General features: G+C 71.8%; 19 protein-coding genes. 10 read left to right on the top strand and 9 right to left on the bottom strand.

Annotated elements, in window-relative coordinates; genetic code table 11:
* Positions 1-202 precede the first annotated feature (202 nt).
* Positions 203-1,270, top strand: a complete 1,068-nt coding sequence (locus ACIQGZ_RS16390) for an ATP-binding cassette domain-containing protein (protein ID WP_402602365.1) — start codon at positions 203-205, stop codon at positions 1,268-1,270.
* Entirely contained in the window at positions 1,267-2,085 is an 819-nt protein-coding gene (locus tag ACIQGZ_RS16385; RefSeq protein ID WP_402602363.1) for an ABC transporter permease, read from the top strand. The genes ACIQGZ_RS16390 and ACIQGZ_RS16385 overlap by 4 nt, the downstream gene beginning before the upstream one ends.
* Before the next feature lie 18 nt (positions 2,086-2,103).
* Here the strand turns inward: ACIQGZ_RS16385 and ACIQGZ_RS16380 are convergent, their stop codons facing one another.
* Positions 2,104-5,496 carry a BTAD domain-containing putative transcriptional regulator gene (locus tag ACIQGZ_RS16380; RefSeq protein ID WP_402602361.1) on the bottom strand — a complete coding sequence of 1,131 codons (3,393 nt, stop codon included), beginning with the start codon at positions 5,494-5,496 and terminating at the stop codon, positions 2,104-2,106.
* Positions 5,497-5,644: 148 nt separating this feature from the next.
* Between ACIQGZ_RS16380 and ACIQGZ_RS16375 the strand changes: the two genes are divergently transcribed.
* A complete protein-coding gene (locus tag ACIQGZ_RS16375) occupies positions 5,645-5,974 on the top strand; it encodes a hypothetical protein (RefSeq protein ID WP_402602359.1) in 330 nt (109 codons plus the stop codon).
* A 99-nt stretch (positions 5,975-6,073) separates the two neighbouring features.
* Here ACIQGZ_RS16375 and ACIQGZ_RS16370 read toward each other — a convergent pair whose 3' ends face one another.
* The 3 genes from ACIQGZ_RS16370 to ACIQGZ_RS16360 all read right to left on the bottom strand — a co-directional run bounded on the left by ACIQGZ_RS16370 (position 6,074) and on the right by ACIQGZ_RS16360 (position 8,125).
* Complete coding sequence (locus tag ACIQGZ_RS16370; protein WP_402602358.1) at positions 6,074-6,670, bottom strand: DUF1707 domain-containing protein; 597 nt, start codon at positions 6,668-6,670, stop codon at positions 6,074-6,076.
* 379 nt (positions 6,671-7,049) lie between these two features.
* Positions 7,050-7,265, bottom strand: a complete 216-nt coding sequence (locus tag ACIQGZ_RS16365; protein WP_402602357.1) for a DUF397 domain-containing protein — start codon at positions 7,263-7,265, stop codon at positions 7,050-7,052.
* Positions 7,262-8,125, bottom strand: a complete 864-nt coding sequence (locus ACIQGZ_RS16360; RefSeq protein WP_402602356.1) for a helix-turn-helix transcriptional regulator — start codon at positions 8,123-8,125, stop codon at positions 7,262-7,264. The genes ACIQGZ_RS16365 and ACIQGZ_RS16360 overlap by 4 nt, the downstream gene beginning before the upstream one ends.
* A 257-nt stretch (positions 8,126-8,382) precedes the next feature.
* Between ACIQGZ_RS16360 and ACIQGZ_RS16355 the strand changes: the two genes are divergently transcribed.
* Entirely contained in the window at positions 8,383-9,225 is an 843-nt protein-coding gene (locus tag ACIQGZ_RS16355; RefSeq protein ID WP_402602388.1) for a glycosyltransferase family 2 protein, read from the top strand.
* Between the two features lie 157 nt (positions 9,226-9,382).
* Positions 9,383-10,270, top strand: coding sequence for a TIGR03619 family F420-dependent LLM class oxidoreductase (locus ACIQGZ_RS16350; protein WP_402602354.1), 888 nt, complete (start codon positions 9,383-9,385; stop codon positions 10,268-10,270).
* 165 nt (positions 10,271-10,435) lie between these two features.
* On the opposite strand, the gene ACIQGZ_RS16345 is transcribed toward ACIQGZ_RS16350, so the two are convergent.
* Complete coding sequence (locus tag ACIQGZ_RS16345) at positions 10,436-11,029, bottom strand: TetR/AcrR family transcriptional regulator (protein WP_402602353.1); 594 nt, start codon at positions 11,027-11,029, stop codon at positions 10,436-10,438.
* 518 nt (positions 11,030-11,547) lie between these two features.
* Here ACIQGZ_RS16345 and torT point away from each other — a divergent pair.
* From torT to ACIQGZ_RS16320, 5 genes are read left to right on the top strand one after another with little or no spacing between them, the layout of a single operon-like run.
* Positions 11,548-12,750, top strand: a complete 1,203-nt coding sequence (gene torT / locus ACIQGZ_RS16340; RefSeq protein ID WP_402602352.1) for a TMAO reductase system periplasmic protein TorT — start codon at positions 11,548-11,550, stop codon at positions 12,748-12,750.
* A 13-nt stretch (positions 12,751-12,763) separates the two neighbouring features.
* A complete protein-coding gene (locus ACIQGZ_RS16335; RefSeq protein WP_402602351.1) occupies positions 12,764-14,305 on the top strand; it encodes a sugar ABC transporter ATP-binding protein in 1,542 nt (513 codons plus the stop codon).
* Positions 14,302-15,342, top strand: coding sequence for an ABC transporter permease (locus ACIQGZ_RS16330; RefSeq protein WP_402602350.1), 1,041 nt, complete (start codon positions 14,302-14,304; stop codon positions 15,340-15,342). The genes ACIQGZ_RS16335 and ACIQGZ_RS16330 overlap by 4 nt, the downstream gene beginning before the upstream one ends.
* A gap of 54 nt (positions 15,343-15,396) precedes the next feature.
* Positions 15,397-16,842 (top strand): aminobutyraldehyde dehydrogenase, encoded by a 1,446-nt coding sequence (locus tag ACIQGZ_RS16325; RefSeq protein ID WP_402602349.1) that lies wholly within the window; start codon positions 15,397-15,399, stop codon positions 16,840-16,842.
* A 27-nt stretch (positions 16,843-16,869) separates the two neighbouring features.
* A complete protein-coding gene (locus ACIQGZ_RS16320; RefSeq protein ID WP_402602348.1) occupies positions 16,870-17,337 on the top strand; it encodes a cupin domain-containing protein in 468 nt (155 codons plus the stop codon).
* A gap of 92 nt (positions 17,338-17,429) precedes the next feature.
* Here ACIQGZ_RS16320 and ACIQGZ_RS16315 read toward each other — a convergent pair whose 3' ends face one another.
* From ACIQGZ_RS16315 to ACIQGZ_RS16300, 4 genes are all read right to left on the bottom strand, one after another.
* Complete coding sequence (locus ACIQGZ_RS16315) at positions 17,430-18,281, bottom strand: aldo/keto reductase (protein ID WP_402602347.1); 852 nt, start codon at positions 18,279-18,281, stop codon at positions 17,430-17,432.
* Positions 18,282-18,326: 45 nt separating this feature from the next.
* Positions 18,327-18,653, bottom strand: a complete 327-nt coding sequence (locus tag ACIQGZ_RS16310) for a carboxymuconolactone decarboxylase family protein (RefSeq protein ID WP_402602345.1) — start codon at positions 18,651-18,653, stop codon at positions 18,327-18,329.
* Positions 18,653-19,627: an aldo/keto reductase gene (locus ACIQGZ_RS16305; RefSeq protein WP_402602343.1), complete on the bottom strand. Its 975-nt coding sequence runs from the start codon at positions 19,625-19,627 to the stop codon at positions 18,653-18,655. Before ACIQGZ_RS16305 ends, ACIQGZ_RS16310 begins: the two co-directional genes overlap by 1 nt.
* A 96-nt stretch (positions 19,628-19,723) precedes the next feature.
* Positions 19,724-19,867 carry a hypothetical protein gene (locus ACIQGZ_RS16300; protein ID WP_402602341.1) on the bottom strand — a complete coding sequence of 48 codons (144 nt, stop codon included), beginning with the start codon at positions 19,865-19,867 and terminating at the stop codon, positions 19,724-19,726.
* Between the last annotated feature and the right edge of the window lie 346 nt (positions 19,868-20,213).

Below are 20,213 nucleotides of genomic sequence, written 5' to 3'. Positions count from 1 at the left end.
CCTGCACCGCCAGCTGACCCGCACCACCCCGCACCACCCCGCATGACCCCGGTGCCCCGGGGATCGGCCCAGGCCGATCCCCGGGGCACCACCGCGTTCCCCGACCACGCCGGCGACCGGCTGACAGCGGGGTGACAGCGGGGTGACAGCGGTGACAGCGGGATGCCGGTGAGCTGTCAGTCCGGTCGGACATCCTTGAGCCATGACACCGACCGCCACCGCACAGGACCTCGCAGTAGAGGTCCGCGGCATCGTGAAGACCTTCGGGTCCACCAGGGCCCTCGACGGGGTGGACCTCCAGGTGCGCCGAGGCACCGTCCTGGGCGTCCTCGGCCCCAACGGCGCAGGCAAGACCACCCTGGTCCGGGTGCTGTCCACCCTGGTCAAGCCGGACGCCGGCACCGCCACCGTGGCCGGCTACGACGTACTGCGGCAGCCCAAGCAGCTGCGCCGCGCCATCGGGCTCACCGGCCAGTACGCCTCCGTCGACGAGATGCTCTCCGGGTACGAGAACCTCTACCTCATAGGCCGGCTGCTCGACCTGTCCCGCCGCGACGCCAAGGCCCGCGCCGCCGAGTTGCTGGAGCGCTTCTCGCTCACCGAGGCCGCCGGGCGCACCGCCCGTACGTACTCCGGCGGGATGCGCCGCCGCCTCGACCTGGCCGCCAGCATGATCGGCCGTCCCCGGGTGCTCTACCTGGACGAGCCCACCACCGGCCTGGACCCGCGCACCCGCAATGAGGTGTGGGAGGAGGTCCAGCGGATGGTGGCCGACGGCGCCACGGTGCTGCTCACCACGCAGTACATGGAGGAGGCCGAGCAGCTCGCCCACGAGGTGACCGTGATCGACCGGGGCCGGGTGATCGCCGCCGGCGCGATAGCCGACCTCAAGGCCACGGTGGGCGGCCAGACCCTCCATGTGCGCCCGGCCCGCGCGGAGGACCTGCCGGAGATGGCCCGCTGCCTGGCCGAGGCCGGGCTGCGCGGCGCCGCCGTCGACCGGGAGACCGGGCTGCTCTCGGTGCCGGCCGCCGGTGAGGAGCAGCTGACCGCCGTGGTCGGCGTGCTCGGCAGCCGGGGCTTCGGCATCGCCGGTATCGACACCCGGCTGCCCAGCCTGGACGAGGTGTTCCTGGCCATCACCGGGCAGTCCAAGCAGGCCGCTGCCGCCCCCACCGCTGCTGCCGCCACCGCTGCCGCCGCCACTGCCGACGACGACGAGCACGAGTCGGCCCCCGAGGCCGCCCCCGAGAAGGAGTACGCGGTATGAGCGCCGCAGTCGCCACCGCCGCCGTCCCCACCGTCCGCGAGGACGGCCGGATCGGCCCCCGCGCCCAGCTGCGCCACATCGGCGCGCTGACCCGGCGCAACCTGATGCGGATCAAGGCCGACCCCGAGTCGATGTTCGACGCGCTGCTGATGCCGATCATCTTCACGGTGCTGTTCGTCTACGTCTTCGGCGGCGCCCTGTCCGGGAACCAGCACGACTACATCCAGTACCTGGTGCCCGGCCTGCTGGGCCAGACCGGCATCAACCTGGCGATGGCGGTGGGCACCGGCCTCAACACCGACTTCAACACCGGGGTGATGGACCGGTTCCGTACGCTGCCGATCGGCCGGGCCTCGGTGCTGATCTCCAAGCTGGTGGCCGAGACCTGCCGTGGGCTGGTCTCCTTCGTGATCCTGATCGGGTTCGCGATGCTGCTCGGCCTGCGGGTGCAGACCGGGCCGGTCCAGGTGATCGCCGCCGTGGCCCTGTCGCTGCTGTTCGGCTCCGCGATGGTGTGGGTCTCCATGCTGCTGGGCATGGCAATGCGCAGCGCCCAGGCCGTGCAGGGCATCTCCATGCTGGTGATCATGCCGCTCCAGTTCGGCAGCTCCACCTTCGCCAACCCGAGCACCATGCCCGGCTGGCTCCAGGCGTTCACCAAGGTCAACCCGCTCTCGGCGCTCGCCGACGCCTCCCGCAGCCTCTTCAACGGCGGCCCGCTGGCCCACCCGGTGCTGATGGTGCTGGCCTGGTCGATCGGTATCACCGCCGTCACGGCGCCGCTGGCGGTGGCCCGGTTCCGCAAGCGGACCTGACCGGCGGCGCCCCGGCGCTCAGCGCGGGTCGGTGTCCAGCAGCGTGGCGGCCTCCTCGGTGTCGAGGCGGCCGCCACGGGCGTATTCCGCCTCGTACCCGGCGTCGCCCAGCAGGGTGCGCAGCAGTTGCTCGGACTCCGCGAGCTCCAGCCGCTCGGTGAAGTTCCTGTGGTGCGAGTCGCTGAGCGCCTGGTGTGCGCCGAGCAGGGCGGCGGCGCGGCGGGCGGCCTCCGGTGCCTGCTCCCCGGCGGCTGCCTGCTGGGCGCCGAGCCGGGCCAGTACATGGGCGCCGAGGGAGAACAGCAGCACCACGATCATGTTCGCGAACCAGCCGGCCGGTCCGGTGGCGGCGCGGATGCGGGCGATGCCCCGGCGGACCAGCAGCACGCCCTCCTCCGGCCGCCCGAAGCGCCCCAGCAGCCACCCTTCGGCCGCGCTGAGCAGCCCGTCGAAGACCTCGGGGCCCAGCGGTCCCATGACCGAGGCATTGGCTCGCAGCAGGCCGAGCAGTTCGCGGGCCCGCTCCTGCTCGCCGCGCCGGGCGGCGAGCATCATCAGCAGCAGTCGGCCGAAGAAGGTGGCGGGCGCGCCGGTCCTGCCCTGCGGCAGCGCGTGCTCCACCCCTTCGGCGATCAGCCGCTCCCCCGCCGCCGGGTCGATGCCGAGCAGCGCCTCGCCGCGCCGCACCCGCAGGATCGGCACCTCCTGGCGGGCGCCCAGTTCCTCGGCCAGCTCGATGGCCCGGCCGTAGCTGGCGGCGGCCTCGGCGTACTCGCCGCGCATCCCGGCCGCCTCGGCCCGCGCGGAGAGCGTCTCGGAGATCCCCCAGCGGTCACCGAGCCGTTCGAAGATCTCCAGCGACTCGTCGCTGTCGCGGGCGGCCTGCGCCAGGCCGCCGCACCGGTCGTTGGTCAGCTTGGCGCGCAGTTGCAGGACGAGGGCCAGGTCCCAGCTGCTGCCGTACCGGCGGGCGCCGTCCACCAGCTGGTCCATCAGGTCGGGCATCCGGTCCATCTGGCCGGTCATCAGCAGCACCATGATGCGCATCGCGGCGGGTGAGCGGGAGGAGCGGGGCAGTTCGGGCGGGTACGCGGCCAGCAGGCGCCGGCCGTCCTCGGCCACCTCCGCCTCGCGGGCCTGGGCCATGGAGTCCTCGAAGCCCGCCAGCAGCCGGTACAGCCGTACCTGCCGCCGGGCCTCCAGGGCGACGGCGGGCTCCCAGGGCGGGGCGACGGCCAGCGGGGCGGGGGCGGTGCCGTCGGGGTCGGCGGCGTACGGGTCGGCGGCCAGCGGGTCGGGGCCCAGCTCACCGACCGCCTCGCACCAGCCGACGGCCTCGGTGCCGTAGTCGCGCAGTGCCCAGAACCAGCCCATGCCGATCACCAGGCAGAGCGCTTCGTGCTCCTGGCGGGTCTCGATCGCGCGGCGCAGCGCGGCCCGGATGTTGTCCTGCTCGCGCTCCAGCCGGGCCAGTACCCGCAGTTGCTCGGGGCCGTGCAGCAGCGGTTCGGCGGTGCGGACGAGTTCGCGGAAGAAGCGGATGTGGCGCTCGCTGACCTGTCGGCGGGCGTCGCCGTCGGCCTCGGTCAGCCGCTCGTCCGCGTACTCGTGGATGGTCTCCAGCATGCGGTAGCGCGCCGGGCCGCCGTCGTGGTCCAGGTCGGCCACCACCAGGGACTTGTCGACCAGGGAGAGCAGCAGCCCGGCGACCTCCTCCTCGGCCACCTCGGTGCCGTCCGCGCAGACCTGCTCGGCGGCCTCCAGGGTGCAGCCGCCGACGAAGACCGACAGCCGGGCGAGCAGGGCCCGCTCGTCCTCGGCCAGCAGGTCCCAGCTCCAGTCGACCACCGCGCGCAGCGTCTGCTGGCGGGGTTGGAGGGTGCGGCTGCCGCTGCTGAGCAGCCGGAACCGGCTGTCCAGCCGATCGGCCACCTGACGGAGCGTCATACCGCGCAGCCGGGCGGCGGCCAGCTCGATGGCCAGCGGCAGGCCGTCCAGACGGCGGCAGATCTCGGCGGCGGCCTGCGGGTCCTGCCCGGGGTCGAAGCCGGGCCGGGCCGCCGCGCCGCGCTCGGCCAGCAGCCGCAGCGCCGCCGGGTCGGGCAGCGGGTCGACCGGCCGTACGGTCTCGCCGGGGACGCCCAGCGGCTCGCGGCTGGTGGCCAGTACGGTCACTCCCGGGCAGCCGGTCAGCAGCCGGTCGGCCAGTTCGGCGCTGGCCTGCACCAGGTGCTCGCAGTTGTCCAGCAGCAGCAGCATCCGCCGCTCGGCGCAGTGCTCGACCAGCCGCTGCACCGGGTCGGCGGGCCGGGTCTCCAGCGCGTCGGAGACCTTGCCGTGGTGCAGTACGGTCTCACGCAGGCCGATCGCGGAGAGCACCGCGCCGGGGACGGCGGCCGGGTCGTCCAGCGGGGCCAGCTCCGCGATCCAGACGCCGTCCGGCCACCGTCCGGCGGCGGCCTGCTTCCGGGCCGCCTCTAGCGACAGCCGGGTCTTGCCGGAGCCGCCGGGGCCGGTGAGGGTGATCAGTCGGGCGGCACAGAGGGTGTCGGCCAGTGCCGTCAGCTCGGTCTCACGGCCGACGAAGCTGGTGAGGCGGGCCCGCAGATTGCCGCCTGCGGGCGGTACGGCACCGGCGGGTGCCGGTGCCGGTATCGCTGCCGGTGTGGGGGACGGCGCGGGCGTCCGGCCCGGGGGCAGCAGCAGTTCGCGGTGCAGGGTGCGCAGCTCCGGTCCGGGGTCGGCGCCCAGCCCGTCGGCCAGGGCGCGGCGCGCCACCTCGTACGCCTGGAGGGCCTGCGCGGTCCGGCCCTCGGCGCGCAGTGCCCGGATCAGCAGGGCGTGCAGCTGCTCGTCCAAGGGGTTGTCGCGGCTCAGCTCCTCCAGCTCCGGCACCAGCTGCGCGGCGCGGCCGAGGGACAGTTCGGCGGCGATCCGGCGGCGCAGCGCGGCCAGCCGCTGGGCCTCGCAGCGGGCGGCGGCGGCCGCCCGGTCGGGGAGGTCGGCCAGCGCGGGGCCGCGCCAGAGCGCCAGGGCCTCGCGCAGCAGCCCGGCGGCCTGCTCGGCGTGGCCGGCCCCCATGGCCTGCTCCGCCTCCCCTACCAGCCGCTGGAACCGGCCCAGGTCGATGTCGTCGGCGGCGGCGAGCAGCCGGTACCCCTCCGGCCCGGAGCCGACCGCCTCCCGGCCGAGCGCGCGGCGCAGCCGGCCGACCAGCGTCTGAAGCGCCCCGGGTCCGTCCTGCGGCGGGTCGCCGTCCCAGACCTCCTCCACCAGGACGTCGGCGGGCACCGGTCTGCCCTGCCGCAGGGCCAGCGCGGCCAGCAGCGCGCGCAGCCGCGCACCGCCGACCGGAACCGGAGTGCCGTCGTCGCGATGAGCCTGGGTGGTACCGAGGATGCCGTAGCGCACGGCCCCATTGTGGTCGAACTCGCCCCACTCCGACGCACGGGGCCGCACACCCGGTCATCCGCCCCCCTTGCGCACCGGCCCGCCCCTCGCCGCCGCCGGTCCGGGCCGACGACATCAGCGGCGTGCGGGCCGGGGAGGAGACGGTGCCGTGGTTCGCGATCCACGAGGGCTACAGGGTCTGCCGGGGCCCCTCGCCGTCGCCATCCGGGGCGAGGTCACCACGGTGGACGCCGCCGGGACCCAGCACCGCGCCGTGGCGCTGGTCGTACCGCCGATGGTGCGGCGTCGGATGCTCGCGACGCCACACCTGCTCACCTTCTTCATCGAGCCGCACTGCGCGTACGCGGACCGGCTCCGCGAACACTGCGGCCACGGCATCACCGCCGCCCCCGAGCTGCGCGACCTCAGCGAGACGATGTCCGTCCCACCGGCGCCCGCCCATCGACCGGGCTCGACAGGCGCTCGGTGGCGGCGATGAACGCCCTGGCGGACCACACGCTCCCGATGCCGGCCCCCGCCGCGCTACAGAGCCGCGCAGCAGCCCCCGCCGGCCGAATCACGCGCTACGGCTGGAATATCAGGACGGACCCGCGCTGCCGCCGGACCGCCGGGGTCCACGCCGTGGTGAAGGCGTGGGCGAAGTGAACCGCTCCACCACCCGGCCATGGCGAATCCTGCCGACCAGTTCGATGCGGAACAGGACCGGCGCGCCGGACTCGTCGCGCGGCCGGAGCTTGGCCTTGCCGTACTCCACGACGAGCGCGTCGGCGTCCAGCACCATGCCCGGCTTGGTCACCAGGACCAGCTTTCGGCCCTCCATGTCCATGTCGATCCGCAGGCTGTCATAAGCGACCACCGCTTCGGTGAAATCGAGGGTGACATGGCAGAAGTGCGGCACCATCTCGATCCGCCGCGGCACCGCCCAGCGGCCCGTACGCTCCAGCGAGCCGAAGCGCTGGTCGATGCGGATCACTTCCTTGGCCTGCACGGCGGTCGGCAGATCGGATGTCAGCGAGGCGAGCTCACCCACGGTCCGGGCGGAAAGCGCGGCTTCCAGACGCGTTTCGAGCTCGTCAATGCTGAGACGGCCGTCTCCGGCAGCCAGTCGCAGGACGTCCACAGCCCGGTCCCGATCCGCATGCGAGGCTCTCAGCTCTGGAGACTCTCCTGACATGCGACCAACGTAGCTCAAGCCGCACGCGCAGCAGTACGGGGCCGACAGCGGTACCGTGACCGGCTCGCAGCGGAGGCTGTCAAGGCCAGGTTGCTCCCACTGCCGCTGAAGCCGCTGCTGACGTGCCAGGACACGCCGGCCGGCTTGTCACCCGCCAACACCGCACACTCCGACAGAGAACGGGGCCGATCGCGAAGGGCGTTCGATCTGGCCAACCCTGGTCGACCGAACCGGGCCACGGCACAAGCAGGCCCCCCTCCGGCGGAGGGGGGCCGCAACTCCGGTCGGGGACGCCGTCGGAGGGCCGGTGGACAGGTGCGCGGGCTGGGCGACCAGCCGGGCACCCGCCCCCGCGCCGCGTACGGGCGGGGGCAGTCAGTCAGGCGGCCGGGAACCGGTCGGCCTTCACCGCCGCGATGAACGCGGCCCAGGCGTCGGCGCCGAAGACCAGCGCCGGGCCGCTGGGGTCCTTGGAGTCACGGACCGGGACGGCCGCCAGGCCGTCGGCCACCTCGACGCAGTTGTTGTTGGCGCCGGAGTACGACGACTTCCGCCACCGGTAGCCGGTCGCGGACGCGTTGCTGAGGGGGTTCATCTGGTCACCATTCTCTCTAGTGCCTGCTGGATTCGGAGCGACGACTGCTTGACGGAGAGGGATTCCGCGTTGAGCCTGCGGAACAGTGTCGTGTACTTCTGCACTTCTTCAGCGTCCTCCAGATAGACGGTGCTGAGAAGCGAGTCCATGTAGACGATGTCCGTCTCCGCCGCCGCCGGAAACGCCATGATGCCGAATGGCCCGAACAGACAGGCGTTCAGGGCCGACTCCGCAGGCAGGATCTGCAACTCGACATTGGTCGCGGAGGACGCTCCGGCCAGCGACGCGAGCTGTTCCCGCATGACCTCGGGGCCGCCCACCTCATGGTTGAGAACGCTCTCCATCATGATCAGCCACAGCCGGGGCGGCGTCTCCCGGGCGAGGAGCTGCCGCCGCTCGTCATGGACCTTGACCTGGGCCTCGACCCAGGCGTCCGTCGCGTCCGGGCCGTGCAGTCGGATGACGGCCTCGCGGTATGCCGGGGTCTGGAGCAGCCCGGGAATGAGGGACGTCTCCACGGTGTAGATGTCCGACGCCTCGGTCTCCAGCTCGATGTAGTCCGCGTACGTCGGAGCGAGGGAGGGATACCTGGCCCACCACCCTCGCTGGCGGGACTCCCGGGAAAGACTCTCTATCTGCTCCCTGGTGGTGTGATCCGTCACCCGGTAGGCGTCGAGCATCAGGCGGAGTTCGGCTATCCGGATTCCGCTGTGGCCCTTCTCGATCCGGGCGATCTTGGCTTCCCCGCACTCCAGGACTTCCGCGATCTCCGCATGGGTCATGCCGGCCATCGACCGCAACTGGCGCAACCGGCGGCCCAGACGGCGCTGGCGGACGGTCGGATTCAGGTTGGCGGGCACTGCTATGCCTCCCAGGGTCTGTGCAGGGGGCCAGTCTGCCCGCCCGGAGGCACTGCGGGCAAAGTCGACGTCAACCAAACAAAGTAGCTACTTGACACCAGCATGGTTCATGGGTGCACAGTGGTGACCTGACACCTACTCATGGTGATGTGACACCTTGTCACCGTAGTCCGGCACCTCACCCACCCCGCCGCCCTCTTTGCCCCGGAGACGCTGTGAACAGCACCAAGCCCACCGTCGACGCGGTGGTGCTCACGATGAACGACCGCCCGGCGGAGCTACCCAAGGCCATGGACTCGCTCCTCGCCCAGCGCGGCGTCGACCTGCGGGTGGTCATAGTCGGCAACGGCTGCGAGCCCGACCATGTCCCCGACGGCGTCCAGACCGTCGCCCTGCCGGAGAACGTCGGGATTCCCCAGGGCCGCAACGTGGGCGCCGACGCCCTCGGCGGGCTGCACGCCGGGGAGTTCCTCTTCTTCTACGACAATGACGCCTCTCTGCCGGCGCAGGACACGCTCGCCCGTCTCGTCGAAGAGGCACGCCGCCACCCCGAGGCCGCCTACATCCAACCCCGCATCGCGGACCCCCGGACCGGCGTCACCGTGCGCCGCTGGGTTCCGCGGCTGCGCGCCGGCGACCCCACGCGGCCCGGGACCGTCACCGTCATGGCCGAAGGCGTCGTCCTGATCCGCCGCGACGACTACGACCGGGCCGGCGGCTGGCCCGGCGGCTTCTTCCTCTACCACGAGGGCCTGGACCTGAGCTGGCGGATCTGGGACCTCGGGCGCACCGGCTGGTACGCCCCCGACATCGTCATCCACCACCCTGCCACCGACCCCGCCCGCCACGCCCTCTACCTCCGGCTGGTCGCCCGCAACCGGGTCTGGGTCGCCTACCGCCGGCTGCCCGCCCCGCTGATTCCGCTCTACCTCGCTGCCTGGACCCTGATCAGTGTCGCCCGCATCCGCTCCCGCACGGCTCTCCGGACCTGGTTCGCCGGCCTGCGTGAGGGCCTGCGCGGCGGCCACGGCGAGCGCCGCCCGATGACCTGGACCACTGTGCTCCGCCTGGCCCGGTCCGGACGGCTCCCGATCGTCTGACACCCGGCCGTGATGCCTTGACCCCAGCGCACGCTCCGAGGGGCGACCTGCCGCCCAGCGGGATGAAGCGAGGCGGTACGGGAGTTGGGGTGTGGCGACGGGGCTGTCGGGTGATCGCCCTGTCGCCGCCGCTGACCGCTGCCGAAAGGTCACCCCCATGCCCCTGCTGCGCCTCGGTGTCTCGCTACAGCCGCGTTGGCCGCTCGACGACGGAGGCAGTGTGCTCCGTGCTGCCCGCCGGGCCGAGGAGTTGGGCTTCTGCCACGTCGCGGTCGGCAACCGGCTGCTGGACAGCGGGTCAGGTCTCGACACCGACCCGCTCGTGCTGCTGTCGGCCGTCGCGGGCGCCACGACGCGCCTGCGGCTGCTGACCTCCGTACTCGTCGCGCCGTACTACCCGGCGCTGGTGCTCGCCAACCAGGCGGCCACCCTGGACGTCGTGTCCGGTGGCCGCCTGATCCTGGGCGTCGGCACCGGCTGGAACCCGGACGAGTTCGACGCCGTCGGCGTCCCCACCCGCGAACGCGGCGCACGCACCGACGACCACCTCGCTGCCGCCAAGGCCCTGTGGACCCGGCGCCCCGCAGACTTCGACGGGCCGTTCACAACCCTGCGCGCCGCGCACCCGGGGGTGCCTCCGGTCACCCCCGGCGGCCCGCCCGTGTGGGTCGGCGGCCACAGTGACGCCGCCCTGCGCCGCGCGCTGCGGTTCGGTGACGGCTGGTACGGCAGCGGCGCCGACGCCGCAGAGGTCACCGACGTGCGGCGCCGGCTGCGCGAACTCGCCGCTGACGCGGCGGACGCCGACCGCCTCGTCCTCGCGTCGAGCGCGTTCCTCACCCCGCCCGGCATCCCCACGGCCGTACCGCCACCGGGACGGCCACTCGGCGGCGCCGTGCCCACCGCAGCGAGCGTCACCGACGACCTCGGGAAGCTCGCCGAGGCGGGACTCACTGCCTGCACCCTCTGGCTGCCCGTCGCGGCGGAGCATGTCGGGGAGGCGCTGGAGTGGATCGCCGCCGAGGTCGCGCCGCAACTCGCCTGATGGCGTGACCGGAACGTTCGGCCGGGTCGCTCAGGCCGTGGCGGCGAGGGAGCGTCCGCCCCCTCGGCTGGCTTTCCCGCTGCGCCGAAGCGCACCCGCACGGGCAGCCGGCCGACCGGGTCCTTCGAGGTCGGCCGACTGCCCGGCTGATTGCTGTCTTCCCGTTCAGACTTCGGCCTGCGTCAGCAGCGACTCCATCATGAGGTCGAACACCTCGGGAAGACGGGGGTTCTCCGGCTCCGCGACGAACTGCAAGGTGATCCCGTCGAGGGCGGCGACATAGCCCCTGGCCAGGATGCCGGGGTCGACGGACGACTGCTCCCCGGCGGCTTCGAGCGCTGCCGCGAACACCTCCCCCAGTTTCTCCTCATGGTGCGCGTACATCGACTCGGCGAGCATGGGGTGCATCCCGCCGCGCACCGCCCAGGTCACCAGCTCGATCTGGGCGCGGAAGTCCTCCGAACCGGCCCGGAGCGAGGCCCAGAACGCCTCGGAGATCCGCCGGACGGTCGCCCTCAGGCCCGCTTCCAGCGGCAGCCGCTCCGGGATGGAGTCCTGCATGAACTGGCCCAGCCAGTGCTGTGCGGCGGCACGCATCAGCTCGTCCTTGTCGCGGAAGCAGTAGTGGAGCGTGGCGAGCGGTGCACCGGCCTCCTGGGCGATGGCCCGCAGGGTCACCGCGTCGACCCCGTTGCGCCGCATCAGTTCGACGGCGGCCTCGATGAGCTGCTGTCGTCGTTCAGCTGTTGGGACTCGCACGCTGCCTCGCTTCTCGTCAGGGCGTCGGGGTGGGGCGTCGGGGTGGGGCGTCGGGGTGGGGCGTCCGGGTGGGACGTCATCCCCCCAGATTGTGGGCCGAACTCACCTGCTGCGCAGAGCACTTCGAGATGTCCGTTCGGCGGCGTGTTCCGCTCTCCCAGGCCACGCTGCCGACTGCCACATGGACATTCGACCTGGACCCTTGACCAAGACAGTCGACCATGTTTGACTCCATGACGCAAGGCAGCAGCTCCCGGGGCAGCCCGGAGCACATCGGTCGCGGTAGCGGCGGGAGACCACCGGGTTCCCGAGCGCAGGTGCCGTGTGGCCGGCTCCCGGAGACGCTGTCGGCGCGTCATGCTCCGCGCCCCGCGCCTGCGGTCGATCACCGCCAAGGCCTCCGGTGCATGCAAGACACCCGCCCTGCGGGGAGCGACTTTCCCCAGGTGGCCCCGGACCCTTCGACGAAGAGGTGGATCACAGCAATGCGAGTCAGTGTTCGGAGACATGGAAGAGCCGTGGCGATCAGCGCGACGGCGGCACTGTCACTGGTGCTTGGGGCCTGCACCCAGCAGCAGGAGCAGACGGCGGCGGACGAGGACGGCCCCGCGGCGGTGGCCGCGCCGCAGGAGGTCGACGGCCTCTCCGCGGACCCCGCGAAGAACACACCCGACGCGCTGCGCAGGGCGGCCACCGCGCCCGACTGGGCGGTTCCCGTCCAGGTCATCGACTGTGCGACCCCCGGCTGCGACGGCAAGCGCACCCCCGGGGTCTACACCCCGCTGCCGAAGGCCGAGATCAAGGGCAAGTGGTCGATCTGCGCGCTGCTGCCGCACGTCAAGGACCCGTACTGGGTGGGCCAGGACGAAGCCCTGGTGGCCGAGGCCAGGCGCACCGGAGTCCACCTCCAGGTCTACGAGGCCGGCGGCTACACCGAGGTGAGCAAGCAGCTCGACCAGCTCTCCAACTGCGTGGCGCAGGGCGCGGACGCGGTCCTGATCGGCGCGGTGAGCAATGAGGCGCTCAACCCCAAGATCGAGGAGATCGTCAACCAGGGCGTCGTGGTGATCGACGCCGTCAACGGCGTGACCAGCAAGAAGGTCCAGGGACGCGCCCTGTTCGACTACTGCACGCTGGGCGGCAGCCTGGCCAGGCACCTCAAGGAGCAGGGCAAGCCGGTCAACGGGGTGTGGTTCCCCGGCCCGGCCGGCGTCGGCTCGCTGGAGCAGCTGATGTCCTGCTTCAAGGAGCAGGCCGAGGGCAGCGACGTCAAGGTACTCGGCACCAAGTACGGCGACACGGGCAAGGACGCCCAGCTCAACCTGGTCGAGAACGCACTCGGGGCGTACCCCGGAATGGACTACATCCTCGGCAGCGCCACCACCGCCGACGCGGCGCACGGCGTGCTGAAGGAGCGGGGCCTGAGCGACAAGGTGCGCACCGCCTCCTACTACTTCACTCCCGAGGTCTACTCGCTGCTCAAGTCCGGCGACGCCACCTGTGCCAGTGCCGGGAACGACCTGATCCTCTCCCGGATCGCGATGGACATGGCGATCCGCAAGCTGGAGAAGCAGCCCTTCCTGGGCGGTTCGTACATCGGCACCAACGCCCAGGTCATCTGCGGTCCCGCAGCGGGTGCGGACGCCGACAACCTCGACGAGTTGGTGAAGGAGCTGAACCTCCCCTCCGACGGCTTCAGCCCCGTCTTCAACGTGAACTGAGGCGGGCACCGTCATGACACAGGCCACAACCGGCGGTCCGGGGGCCGCGCAGGGCTCCGCGCCGGCCGTCTCGGTACGCTCCCTGACCAAGCATTTCCAGGCGATCACCGCGCTGAGCGAGGTGAGTATCGACTTCCTGCCCGGCGAAGTGCATGTGCTGTTCGGGGAGAACGGCGCCGGGAAGTCGACTCTGATCAAGGTCCTGGCCGGAGTGCACCGGGCCGACGCGGGCAGCGTGGTCATCGGCGGGGCCGAGACCAGCGCGGCCAGTCCGCGGCACGCCCGGGAGCTGGGGATATCGGCGGTCTTCCAGGACCCCGCCCTGGTGCCTCAGCTGACCGTCGCGGAGAACCTGACGCTCGGACGCGAGCCGATGCGGGCGGGGCTGGTGTCACGGCGTGAGCGGCTGCGGATCGCCGAGGAGGCCCTGCACCGGGTGGGCTCGTCCATCTCGCCGCACGCCGTGGCCGGCGACTTGGGGCGCGCCGAGCAGCAGATCGTGGAGATCGCCCGCGCACTCCAGGGCTCCGCCAGAGTGCTCATTCTGGACGAGCCGACCGCCTCCCTCACCGACGAGGAGACCGACCGCCTGTTCGCGATCGTGCGGAGGCTTCGGCAGCAGGGCCTGGCGGTCATCTACATCACGCACCGCATGAAGGAGATCAGGGCCATCGGTGACGTCGTGACCATCCTGCGGGACGGGGGTCTCATCCGGACCTGCCGCCTCGACGAGGTGGACGACGCGGGCATGGTGACCCTGATGACGGGACGGAGGGTGGATGCGCTCTTCCCCTCCATCGCGCACCGGCCGGGAGCCGTGGCACTGGAGCTGGAGGGGCTGTCCGGAGAGGACGTCCACGACGTCAGCCTGACCGTCCGCGGCGGCGAGATCGTCGGCCTGGCCGGACTCGTCGGCTCCGGCAAGGGGACCATCGGCAGGCTCTGCTTCGGCCTGGCCAGACGGACTTCCGGAAGGCTGCTGATCGGCGGCAAGGACCTCGGTGCGAAAGCCGCGCCGGCCAGGTACATCGGCGCGGGGGTCATGTACTACCCGGCGGACCGGAAACGGGACGGGCTGGTGGGCGTGCGTCCGGCGGCGGAGAACGTCTCGTTGACGGCGCTCGACCGCTGGTCCGGACGCGGGTTCCTGAAACGCGCCGAGGAGCGCCGGGACACCGCCGACGTCCTTGAGCGGCTGACCCTGCGGCCGATGCGGCCGGAGGCGTTGCCGTCGACGTTCTCCGGCGGCAACCAGCAGAAGATCGTACTGGCGCGAGGGTTCACCCGTCCCTACGCCGTCCATGTCTTCGACGAGCCGACGGCGGGTGTCGACGTAGGGGCCCGCGCGGACATCTACGCGGCCATCCAGGAACTGGTCGAGTCGGGTGCGGCCGTAGTGCTGATCTCCTCGGACCTGCCCGAGGTGCTCAACCTGGCGCACCGCCTCTATGTGATCACCGAAGGCCGGGTCGCGGCGGAGTTCTCCGGCGCGGACCTCACCGAGGAAACGGTTCTTCCCACGTTCTTCCCACATGAATCTGGAGTGACGTCGTGACACGGACAATGGCCTCTCCGGGGGAGGCACCGCCGACAGCGCCGAGGCAGCGAGCCGGAGCGGAGCTCGGCACGGTCGCCCGCCGACTCTTCATCCAATGGGGCATCCTGCCCGTCCTGCTGCTGGCCCTCGTCATCACCTTCGCTGTGATCGAGCCCAGGTTCCTCTCCGAGGCGAACCTCACCAACGTCGCCAGGCAGCTGAGCTTCCTGGGCATCATCGCCCTCGGCCAGATGCTCTATCTGGTGACCCGGCACTACGACCTGTCCAACGGTGCCTGCGTCGCGCTCTCCTCGATCGTCGGCGCGATGGTCATGACGTCCGTCGCCAAAAGCGGCAGCCCCGGGATCGCCATCCTGCTCGGCTGCCTGGCCGGCATCGCCGTCGGCCTGATTGTCGGCGTGGTCAACGCCGTGCTGATCGCCGTTTTCAAGATCTCCGCGTTCATGGTGACCCTCGGCACCGCCTCGGCGGCGACCGGCACCGCGCTGCTGCTCTCGGGCGGCACCCCGGTCGTGGGCCTCCCGCCCGAGTTCGCACGGCAGTTCGGCACATCCATGGTGCTGGGGATACCCTTCCCGACCTTCGTCATGATCCTCGCCCTGCTCGCCGCCTATGTCTTCCTCAACTGGACCCGCCTCGGCCGCCAGGCGTACGCGGTGGGCGGCAACGAGAGCGCGGCCTACCAGTCCGGGGTCAACGTCCGCCGGACGCTGCTCACCGTGATGATCGTCGGCAGCCTGCTCGCCGCCCTGGTGGGGCTCATGCTGACGGCCCGGATGTCCACCGGCGAGGCCAACGTCGGCGTGCAGTACCCCCTCCAGTCGATCATCGCGGCCGTGCTCGGCGGAGTGTCGCTCGACGGTGGCGAGGGCCGGGTCGCCGGGGTGCTCATGGGCGCCCTGTTCCTCGTGCTGCTGAGCAACGGCATGGACCTCATCCGGGTGCAGAGCTATGTGCAGGACATCCTGCTCGGCGCGCTCCTGGTGACCGCGCTGCTCGTGGACCGGCTCAGAAAACGTATGCGGCTGACCTGATCCGGCGGCCCCCGCCGGAACCACCCGTGCCATCCCCCTTACCGAAGGAACCAGATGAATCAGAAGCGCGAGTTCCGCAACTTCGTCAACGGCGCGTACGTCGACACCGCGGAGGGAGTCACCAGCGACCTCGTCGACCCGACGACCGGCGATGTCTTCGCCACCGCCCCGGTGTCCGGCGAGGCCGACATCGACGCCGCGTACGCGGCGGCTTCGACGGCCTTCGACAGCTGGCGCCGCACCACCCCGGGCGAGCGGCAGAAGGCGCTGCTGGCCCTCGCGGACGCGGTGGAGGCCCGCACCGCCGAGCTGGCCGAGCTGGAGTCGCGGAACACCGGCAAGCCGATCCCGCTGACGGCGGCGGAGGAGGTCCCGCCGATGGCGGACCACCTGCGGTTCTTCGCCGGGGCCGGGCGAGTCCTGGAGGGCAAGGCGGCCGGCGAGTACCTGGCCGACCACACGTCATGGATACGCCGGGAGCCCGTCGGTGTGATCGGACAGGTCGCCCCCTGGAACTACCCCATGATGATGGCGGTCTGGAAGTTCGCCCCGGCGCTGGCCGCGGGCAACACCGTCGTCCTCAAGCCCAGCGACACCACGCCGGCCTCCACCCTGCTGCTGGCCGAGATCGCCGCTGAGTTCCTGCCGCCGGGCGTGCTCAACGTCGTGTGCGGAGACCGCGACACGGGCCGCGCCCTCGTCTCCCACCCGAGGCCCGACATGGTGGCGATCACCGGATCGGTGGGCGCGGGCAAGCAGGTGGCCGGCGCCGCCGCCGCCGACCTGAAGCGGGTCCACCTCGAACTGGGCGGCAAGGCGCCGGTCGTGATCTTCGACGACGCCGACATCGAGGCGGCGGCAGAGGCCATCGCGATCGCCGGGTACTTCAACGCCGGCCAGGACTGCACCGCCGCGACCCGCGTCCTGGTCGCCCCGGCGGTCCATGACGACTTCATCGCCGCACTGACCGCGCAGGCCCAGGGCATCGTCACCACCCACGCCGTCGGCCGGGAGAGCGAGGACGCCTTCATGCCGGCGCTGAACAGCGCGGGGCACTTCGCGCGGGTGTCCGGCTTCATGGACCGGCTTCCCGACCACGCCGTCGTCCACACCGGCGGCCACCGGCTCGGCGAGCGCGGCTTCCACTTCGCCCCCACCGTCGTCTCCGGGCTCCGCCAGGACGACGAACTGGTCCAGAGCGAGGTCTTCGGACCGGTGGTGACCGTCCAGCGGTTCGCCGACGAGCAGGCGGCACTGGAACAGGCCAACGGCGTCCCCTACGGCCTGGCCTCCTCGGTCTGGACCAGGGACGTCAGCCGCGCCCTGCGGTTCAGCCGCGACCTCGACTTCGGCTGCGTCTGGATCAACACCCACATCCCGCTGGTCGCGGAGATGCCGCACGGCGGCTTCAAGCAGTCCGGCTACGGCAAGGACCTGTCCATGTACGGGCTGGAGGACTACACCCGCATCAAGCACGTCATGGCCCACATCAACGGCTGAGCACCACAACGAGAGAGAGGCACCCCCATGGCAGCCGACGGCACCCCCGCGCAGCGCCCGGTCGAGATCCCGCGCGAACCGAGAACAGCCCTGGCCAACCGCCTCGCGACCGCGACGGAGAACGACGGAATCCCGGTGTGGCGCCCCGGTCCGCTGGAGCCGCTGAACGACGCGACCCGCAACATGCGCAGCCGCTGGATCATCCCACCGGTCGACGGCGCGAGCAGCTACTCCGTCTCCGAGTGGGAGCTGACCCGGGCCGGCTGGTCGGACCGGCACCCCCATGACGAGCTGAACTACGTCCTCGAGGGCGAGCTGCACATCGAGGCCCAGGGCAAGACCGTCGTCCTGCGTCCTGGCGATGCGGCCCTGGTCCCGTCGGGCCAGGTCGGCCGGTACTGGGCACCCGAGTACGCCCGGATGTACGCCGTCTACGGCGCGAACCTCGACGGAATCGAGTCCGACTACCTCGACTACTGGGAGATCACGGACTGACCCCGCACCCACCGGCCGGACGCTTCCCGGGCAGCCCCAACGCGCCCGAGCAGCGTCCGGCCGACGCGTACATCGGCATCCCGGCAGGTGGCTCAGCTGTCCAGCCGGCGCTTGCTGAGCCAGGCGACCATCTCGGGGTCGTGGTGGTCGAAGAACAGCGTCTCGCCGGTGTCGAGGACGGCGATGCGGGCCAGCTCGTCGCCGCTGAGCTCGAAGTCGAAGACGTCGATGTTCTGTGCCATCCGGTCGGGGTCGACCGACTTGGGGATGGTGACGATGTCGCGCTGGACGAGCCAGCGGAGCACGACCTGGGCCACGGACTTGCCGTGCGCCTCGCCGATGTCACTGAGGACGGGGTGGGTGAACAGGTCGTTCCTGCCTTCGGCGAAGCCGCCCCAGGACTGGTGCTGGACGTGGTGCTCGCGCATGAGGTCGTGGTCGGGGTTGCGCTGGAAGAAGGGGTGGGTCTCGATCTGGTTGACCTGCGGGGTGATCTCGTTGTTGAGGATCAGGTCCAGCAGGCGGTCGGGGGAGAAGTTGGCGACGCCGATCGCCCTCGCGAGGCCCTCGCGGTTGAGGGCCTCCATGGCGCGCCACTGGCCGTAGACGTCACCGTAGGGCTGGTGCATCAGGTACAGGTCGACGTGGTCGAGGCCCAGCTTGGTCAGCGAGGTCTCGAACGCACGGCGGGTGTTGTCCTGCGCGGGCGCGTCCTGGACCCAGAGCTTGGTGGTGACGAACAGCTCCTGGCGCGGGATGCCGCTGTTCTTGATGGCGTGGCCGACGGCCTCCTCGTTGCCGTACGCGGCAGCGGTGTCCAGCAGCCGGTAGCCGGCGGCGAGGGCGTCGGAGACCGCCTGCTCGGTCTTGTCCGCCGGGATCTGGTAGACGCCGAAGCCGAGGATGGGCATCCGGACGCCGTTGTTCAAGGTGACGTGCTGCACGGGGACTCTCCTGGGAGGACGGGGTGGTCGGCGGGTCGTGCCGGGTCAGCCGGTGGGTTCGGTGACCGAGGCCAGGACGCCGGTGGCGCTCATGGCGGCGGGCCGGCCGGCGTAGCGGGCGAGGTGGGTGATGGCCTCGGCCAGCTCGCCGGGGGTGAGGCCGTTGTCGGGGGCGCGGCGCAGGTGGCCGGTCGGCTGGGCGTCGCGGCCGAGGGCGACCAGGGCGGCGACGGTGATCAGGCTGCGGTCGCGCGGGGACAGGTCGGGCCGCTGCCAGACGTCGGCGAAGAGCACGTCGTCGGTGAGGTCGGCCAGTTTCGGGGCGTGGCGCCGGATGAGGTCCGGTGCGACACGCGGGTTGGTGCCGGTCATCAGCGCTCCATCATCCGCATCTGGGCCTCGTTGTGGGTGTCGCCGGCGGCCGGGGGCAGGCTGCTGAGCCGGGTGAGCTGGTCGTCGGTGAGGCGGACGGCGTCAGCGTCGGCGTTCTCCTCCACCCGGGCCACGCGCCGGGTGCCGGGGATGGGGGCGATGAAGTCGCCCTGGGCCAGCAGCCAGGCCAGCGCCACCTGGGCCGGGGTGGCACCGGTCTCGGCCGCGATGGCGGCGACCCGGTCGGCCAGGCGCAGGTTGTGTTCGAAGTTCTCGCCGGTGAACCGGGGGTTGTCGGCGCGGAAGTCGGTGGGGTCGAACTGCCCGGTGGAGCGGATGGTGCCGGTCAGGAAGCCGCGTCCCAGGGGTGAGAAGGGCACGAAGCCGATGTTCAGCTCGCGCAGCACCGGCAGGACCCGGGCTTCGGGGTCGCGGGTGAACAGCGAGTATTCGGACTGCACCGCGGTGACCGGGTGGACGGCGTGGGCGCGGCGGATGGTCTGCGGTCCGGCTTCCGAGAGGCCGATGTGCCCGATCTTGCCCTCGGCCACCAACGCGGCCAGTGCGCCGACGGTCTCCTCGATCGGGGTGCTGGGGTCGACGCGGTGCTGGTAGTAGAGGTCGATGTGGTCGGTGCCCAGGCGCTTGAGGGAGCCCTCGACGGCGGTACGGATGCCGGCCGGGCTGCTGTCGGTGCTGCCCTCGCGGCCGGTGTGGGAGATCAGGCCGAACTTGGTGGCCAGCACCACCTGGTCGCGGCGGCCCTTGAGCGCGCGGCCCACCAGCTCCTCGTTGGTGTAGGGGCCGTAGACCTCGGCGGTGTCGATGAGGGTGACGCCCAGCTCCAGGGCGCGGTGGATCGTGCGGACCGACTCCGCGTCGTCGGTGCCGGCGCCGGTGTAGCCGTGGGACATGCCCATCGCGCCCAGGCCGATGCGGGAGACGTCCAGGTCACGCAGCTTGATGTGCTTCACAGTGTTCCCTTCGTTCGATGGTCCGCCCCGGTGCGCCGGGCGCACCGCCGGGCCGGTTGAAGGCGGCCCGGGGTCCGGGTGAGGACGAGCGGGTGGTCACAGGGTGCTGAGGGCCTTCAGGGTGCGGCGGTCGGCCATGGCACCGGCGTCGTCGGCGCAGGTGAACGGGGGGTCGCCGCGCTGGAGGCCGGCCACCTCGCTCCCGATGTCCTCGACGCTGCCGAGCAACGCGTGCCCCATCTGCCGGCCCTGCCCGGCGGGCGGGGCGGAGCGGTAGGGGTGCGGGTCGCGCGGCGCGCAGCACCCGTACGATCGCGTCGGTCGGGTTCTTGATCACCGGGTCGGGCACTTCCTGGACGCGCACGCCCCCGGCTCCGTACCGCATGATCGCTCGCATGGGATTCACTCTCCATAGTTCGACCGGCGGCAGCCCGCAGGACGGGGCGTGTCGGATGGGTTGGTCGGTTCCGCCTGGGACGGCGCGGGGCAGCCGCGAGCAGGACGGCGGCGGCGACCAGGTCGATGCGCATGCCGTGGACGAAGGGGCCCGGCGGCAGCGGTGGGGACATCGGGGCGACCTCCTGCG

This window comes from Streptomyces sp. NPDC092296, assembly GCF_044755465.1.
GTDB lineage: Bacteria > Actinomycetota > Actinomycetes > Streptomycetales > Streptomycetaceae > Peterkaempfera.
Note: the sequence above shows the minus strand (reverse complement) of the source record. Positions and strands in the feature narration are given on the sequence as shown.

What these genes read in the sequence shown, in the direction of transcription:
- ACIQGZ_RS16385 (WP_402602363.1), top strand. Translation starts at nt 1,267, where the DNA reads ATGAGCGCCGCAGTCGCCACCGCCGCCGTCCCCACCGTCCGCGAGGAC.
- ACIQGZ_RS16390 (WP_402602365.1), top strand. Translation starts at nt 203, where the DNA reads ATGACACCGACCGCCACCGCACAGGACCTCGCAGTAGAGGTCCGCGGC.
- ACIQGZ_RS16370 (WP_402602358.1), bottom strand. Translation starts at nt 6,670, where the DNA reads ATGTCAGGAGAGTCTCCAGAGCTGAGAGCCTCGCATGCGGATCGGGAC.
- ACIQGZ_RS16325 (WP_402602349.1), top strand. Translation starts at nt 15,397, where the DNA reads ATGAATCAGAAGCGCGAGTTCCGCAACTTCGTCAACGGCGCGTACGTC.
- ACIQGZ_RS16355 (WP_402602388.1), top strand. Translation starts at nt 8,383, where the DNA reads ATGAACGACCGCCCGGCGGAGCTACCCAAGGCCATGGACTCGCTCCTC.
- ACIQGZ_RS16350 (WP_402602354.1), top strand. Translation starts at nt 9,383, where the DNA reads ATGCCCCTGCTGCGCCTCGGTGTCTCGCTACAGCCGCGTTGGCCGCTC.
- ACIQGZ_RS16365 (WP_402602357.1), bottom strand. Translation starts at nt 7,265, where the DNA reads ATGAACCCCCTCAGCAACGCGTCCGCGACCGGCTACCGGTGGCGGAAG.
- ACIQGZ_RS16320 (WP_402602348.1), top strand. Translation starts at nt 16,870, where the DNA reads ATGGCAGCCGACGGCACCCCCGCGCAGCGCCCGGTCGAGATCCCGCGC.
- ACIQGZ_RS16335 (WP_402602351.1), top strand. Translation starts at nt 12,764, where the DNA reads ATGACACAGGCCACAACCGGCGGTCCGGGGGCCGCGCAGGGCTCCGCG.
- ACIQGZ_RS16310 (WP_402602345.1), bottom strand. Translation starts at nt 18,653, where the DNA reads ATGACCGGCACCAACCCGCGTGTCGCACCGGACCTCATCCGGCGCCAC.
- ACIQGZ_RS16300 (WP_402602341.1), bottom strand. Translation starts at nt 19,867, where the DNA reads ATGGGGCACGCGTTGCTCGGCAGCGTCGAGGACATCGGGAGCGAGGTG.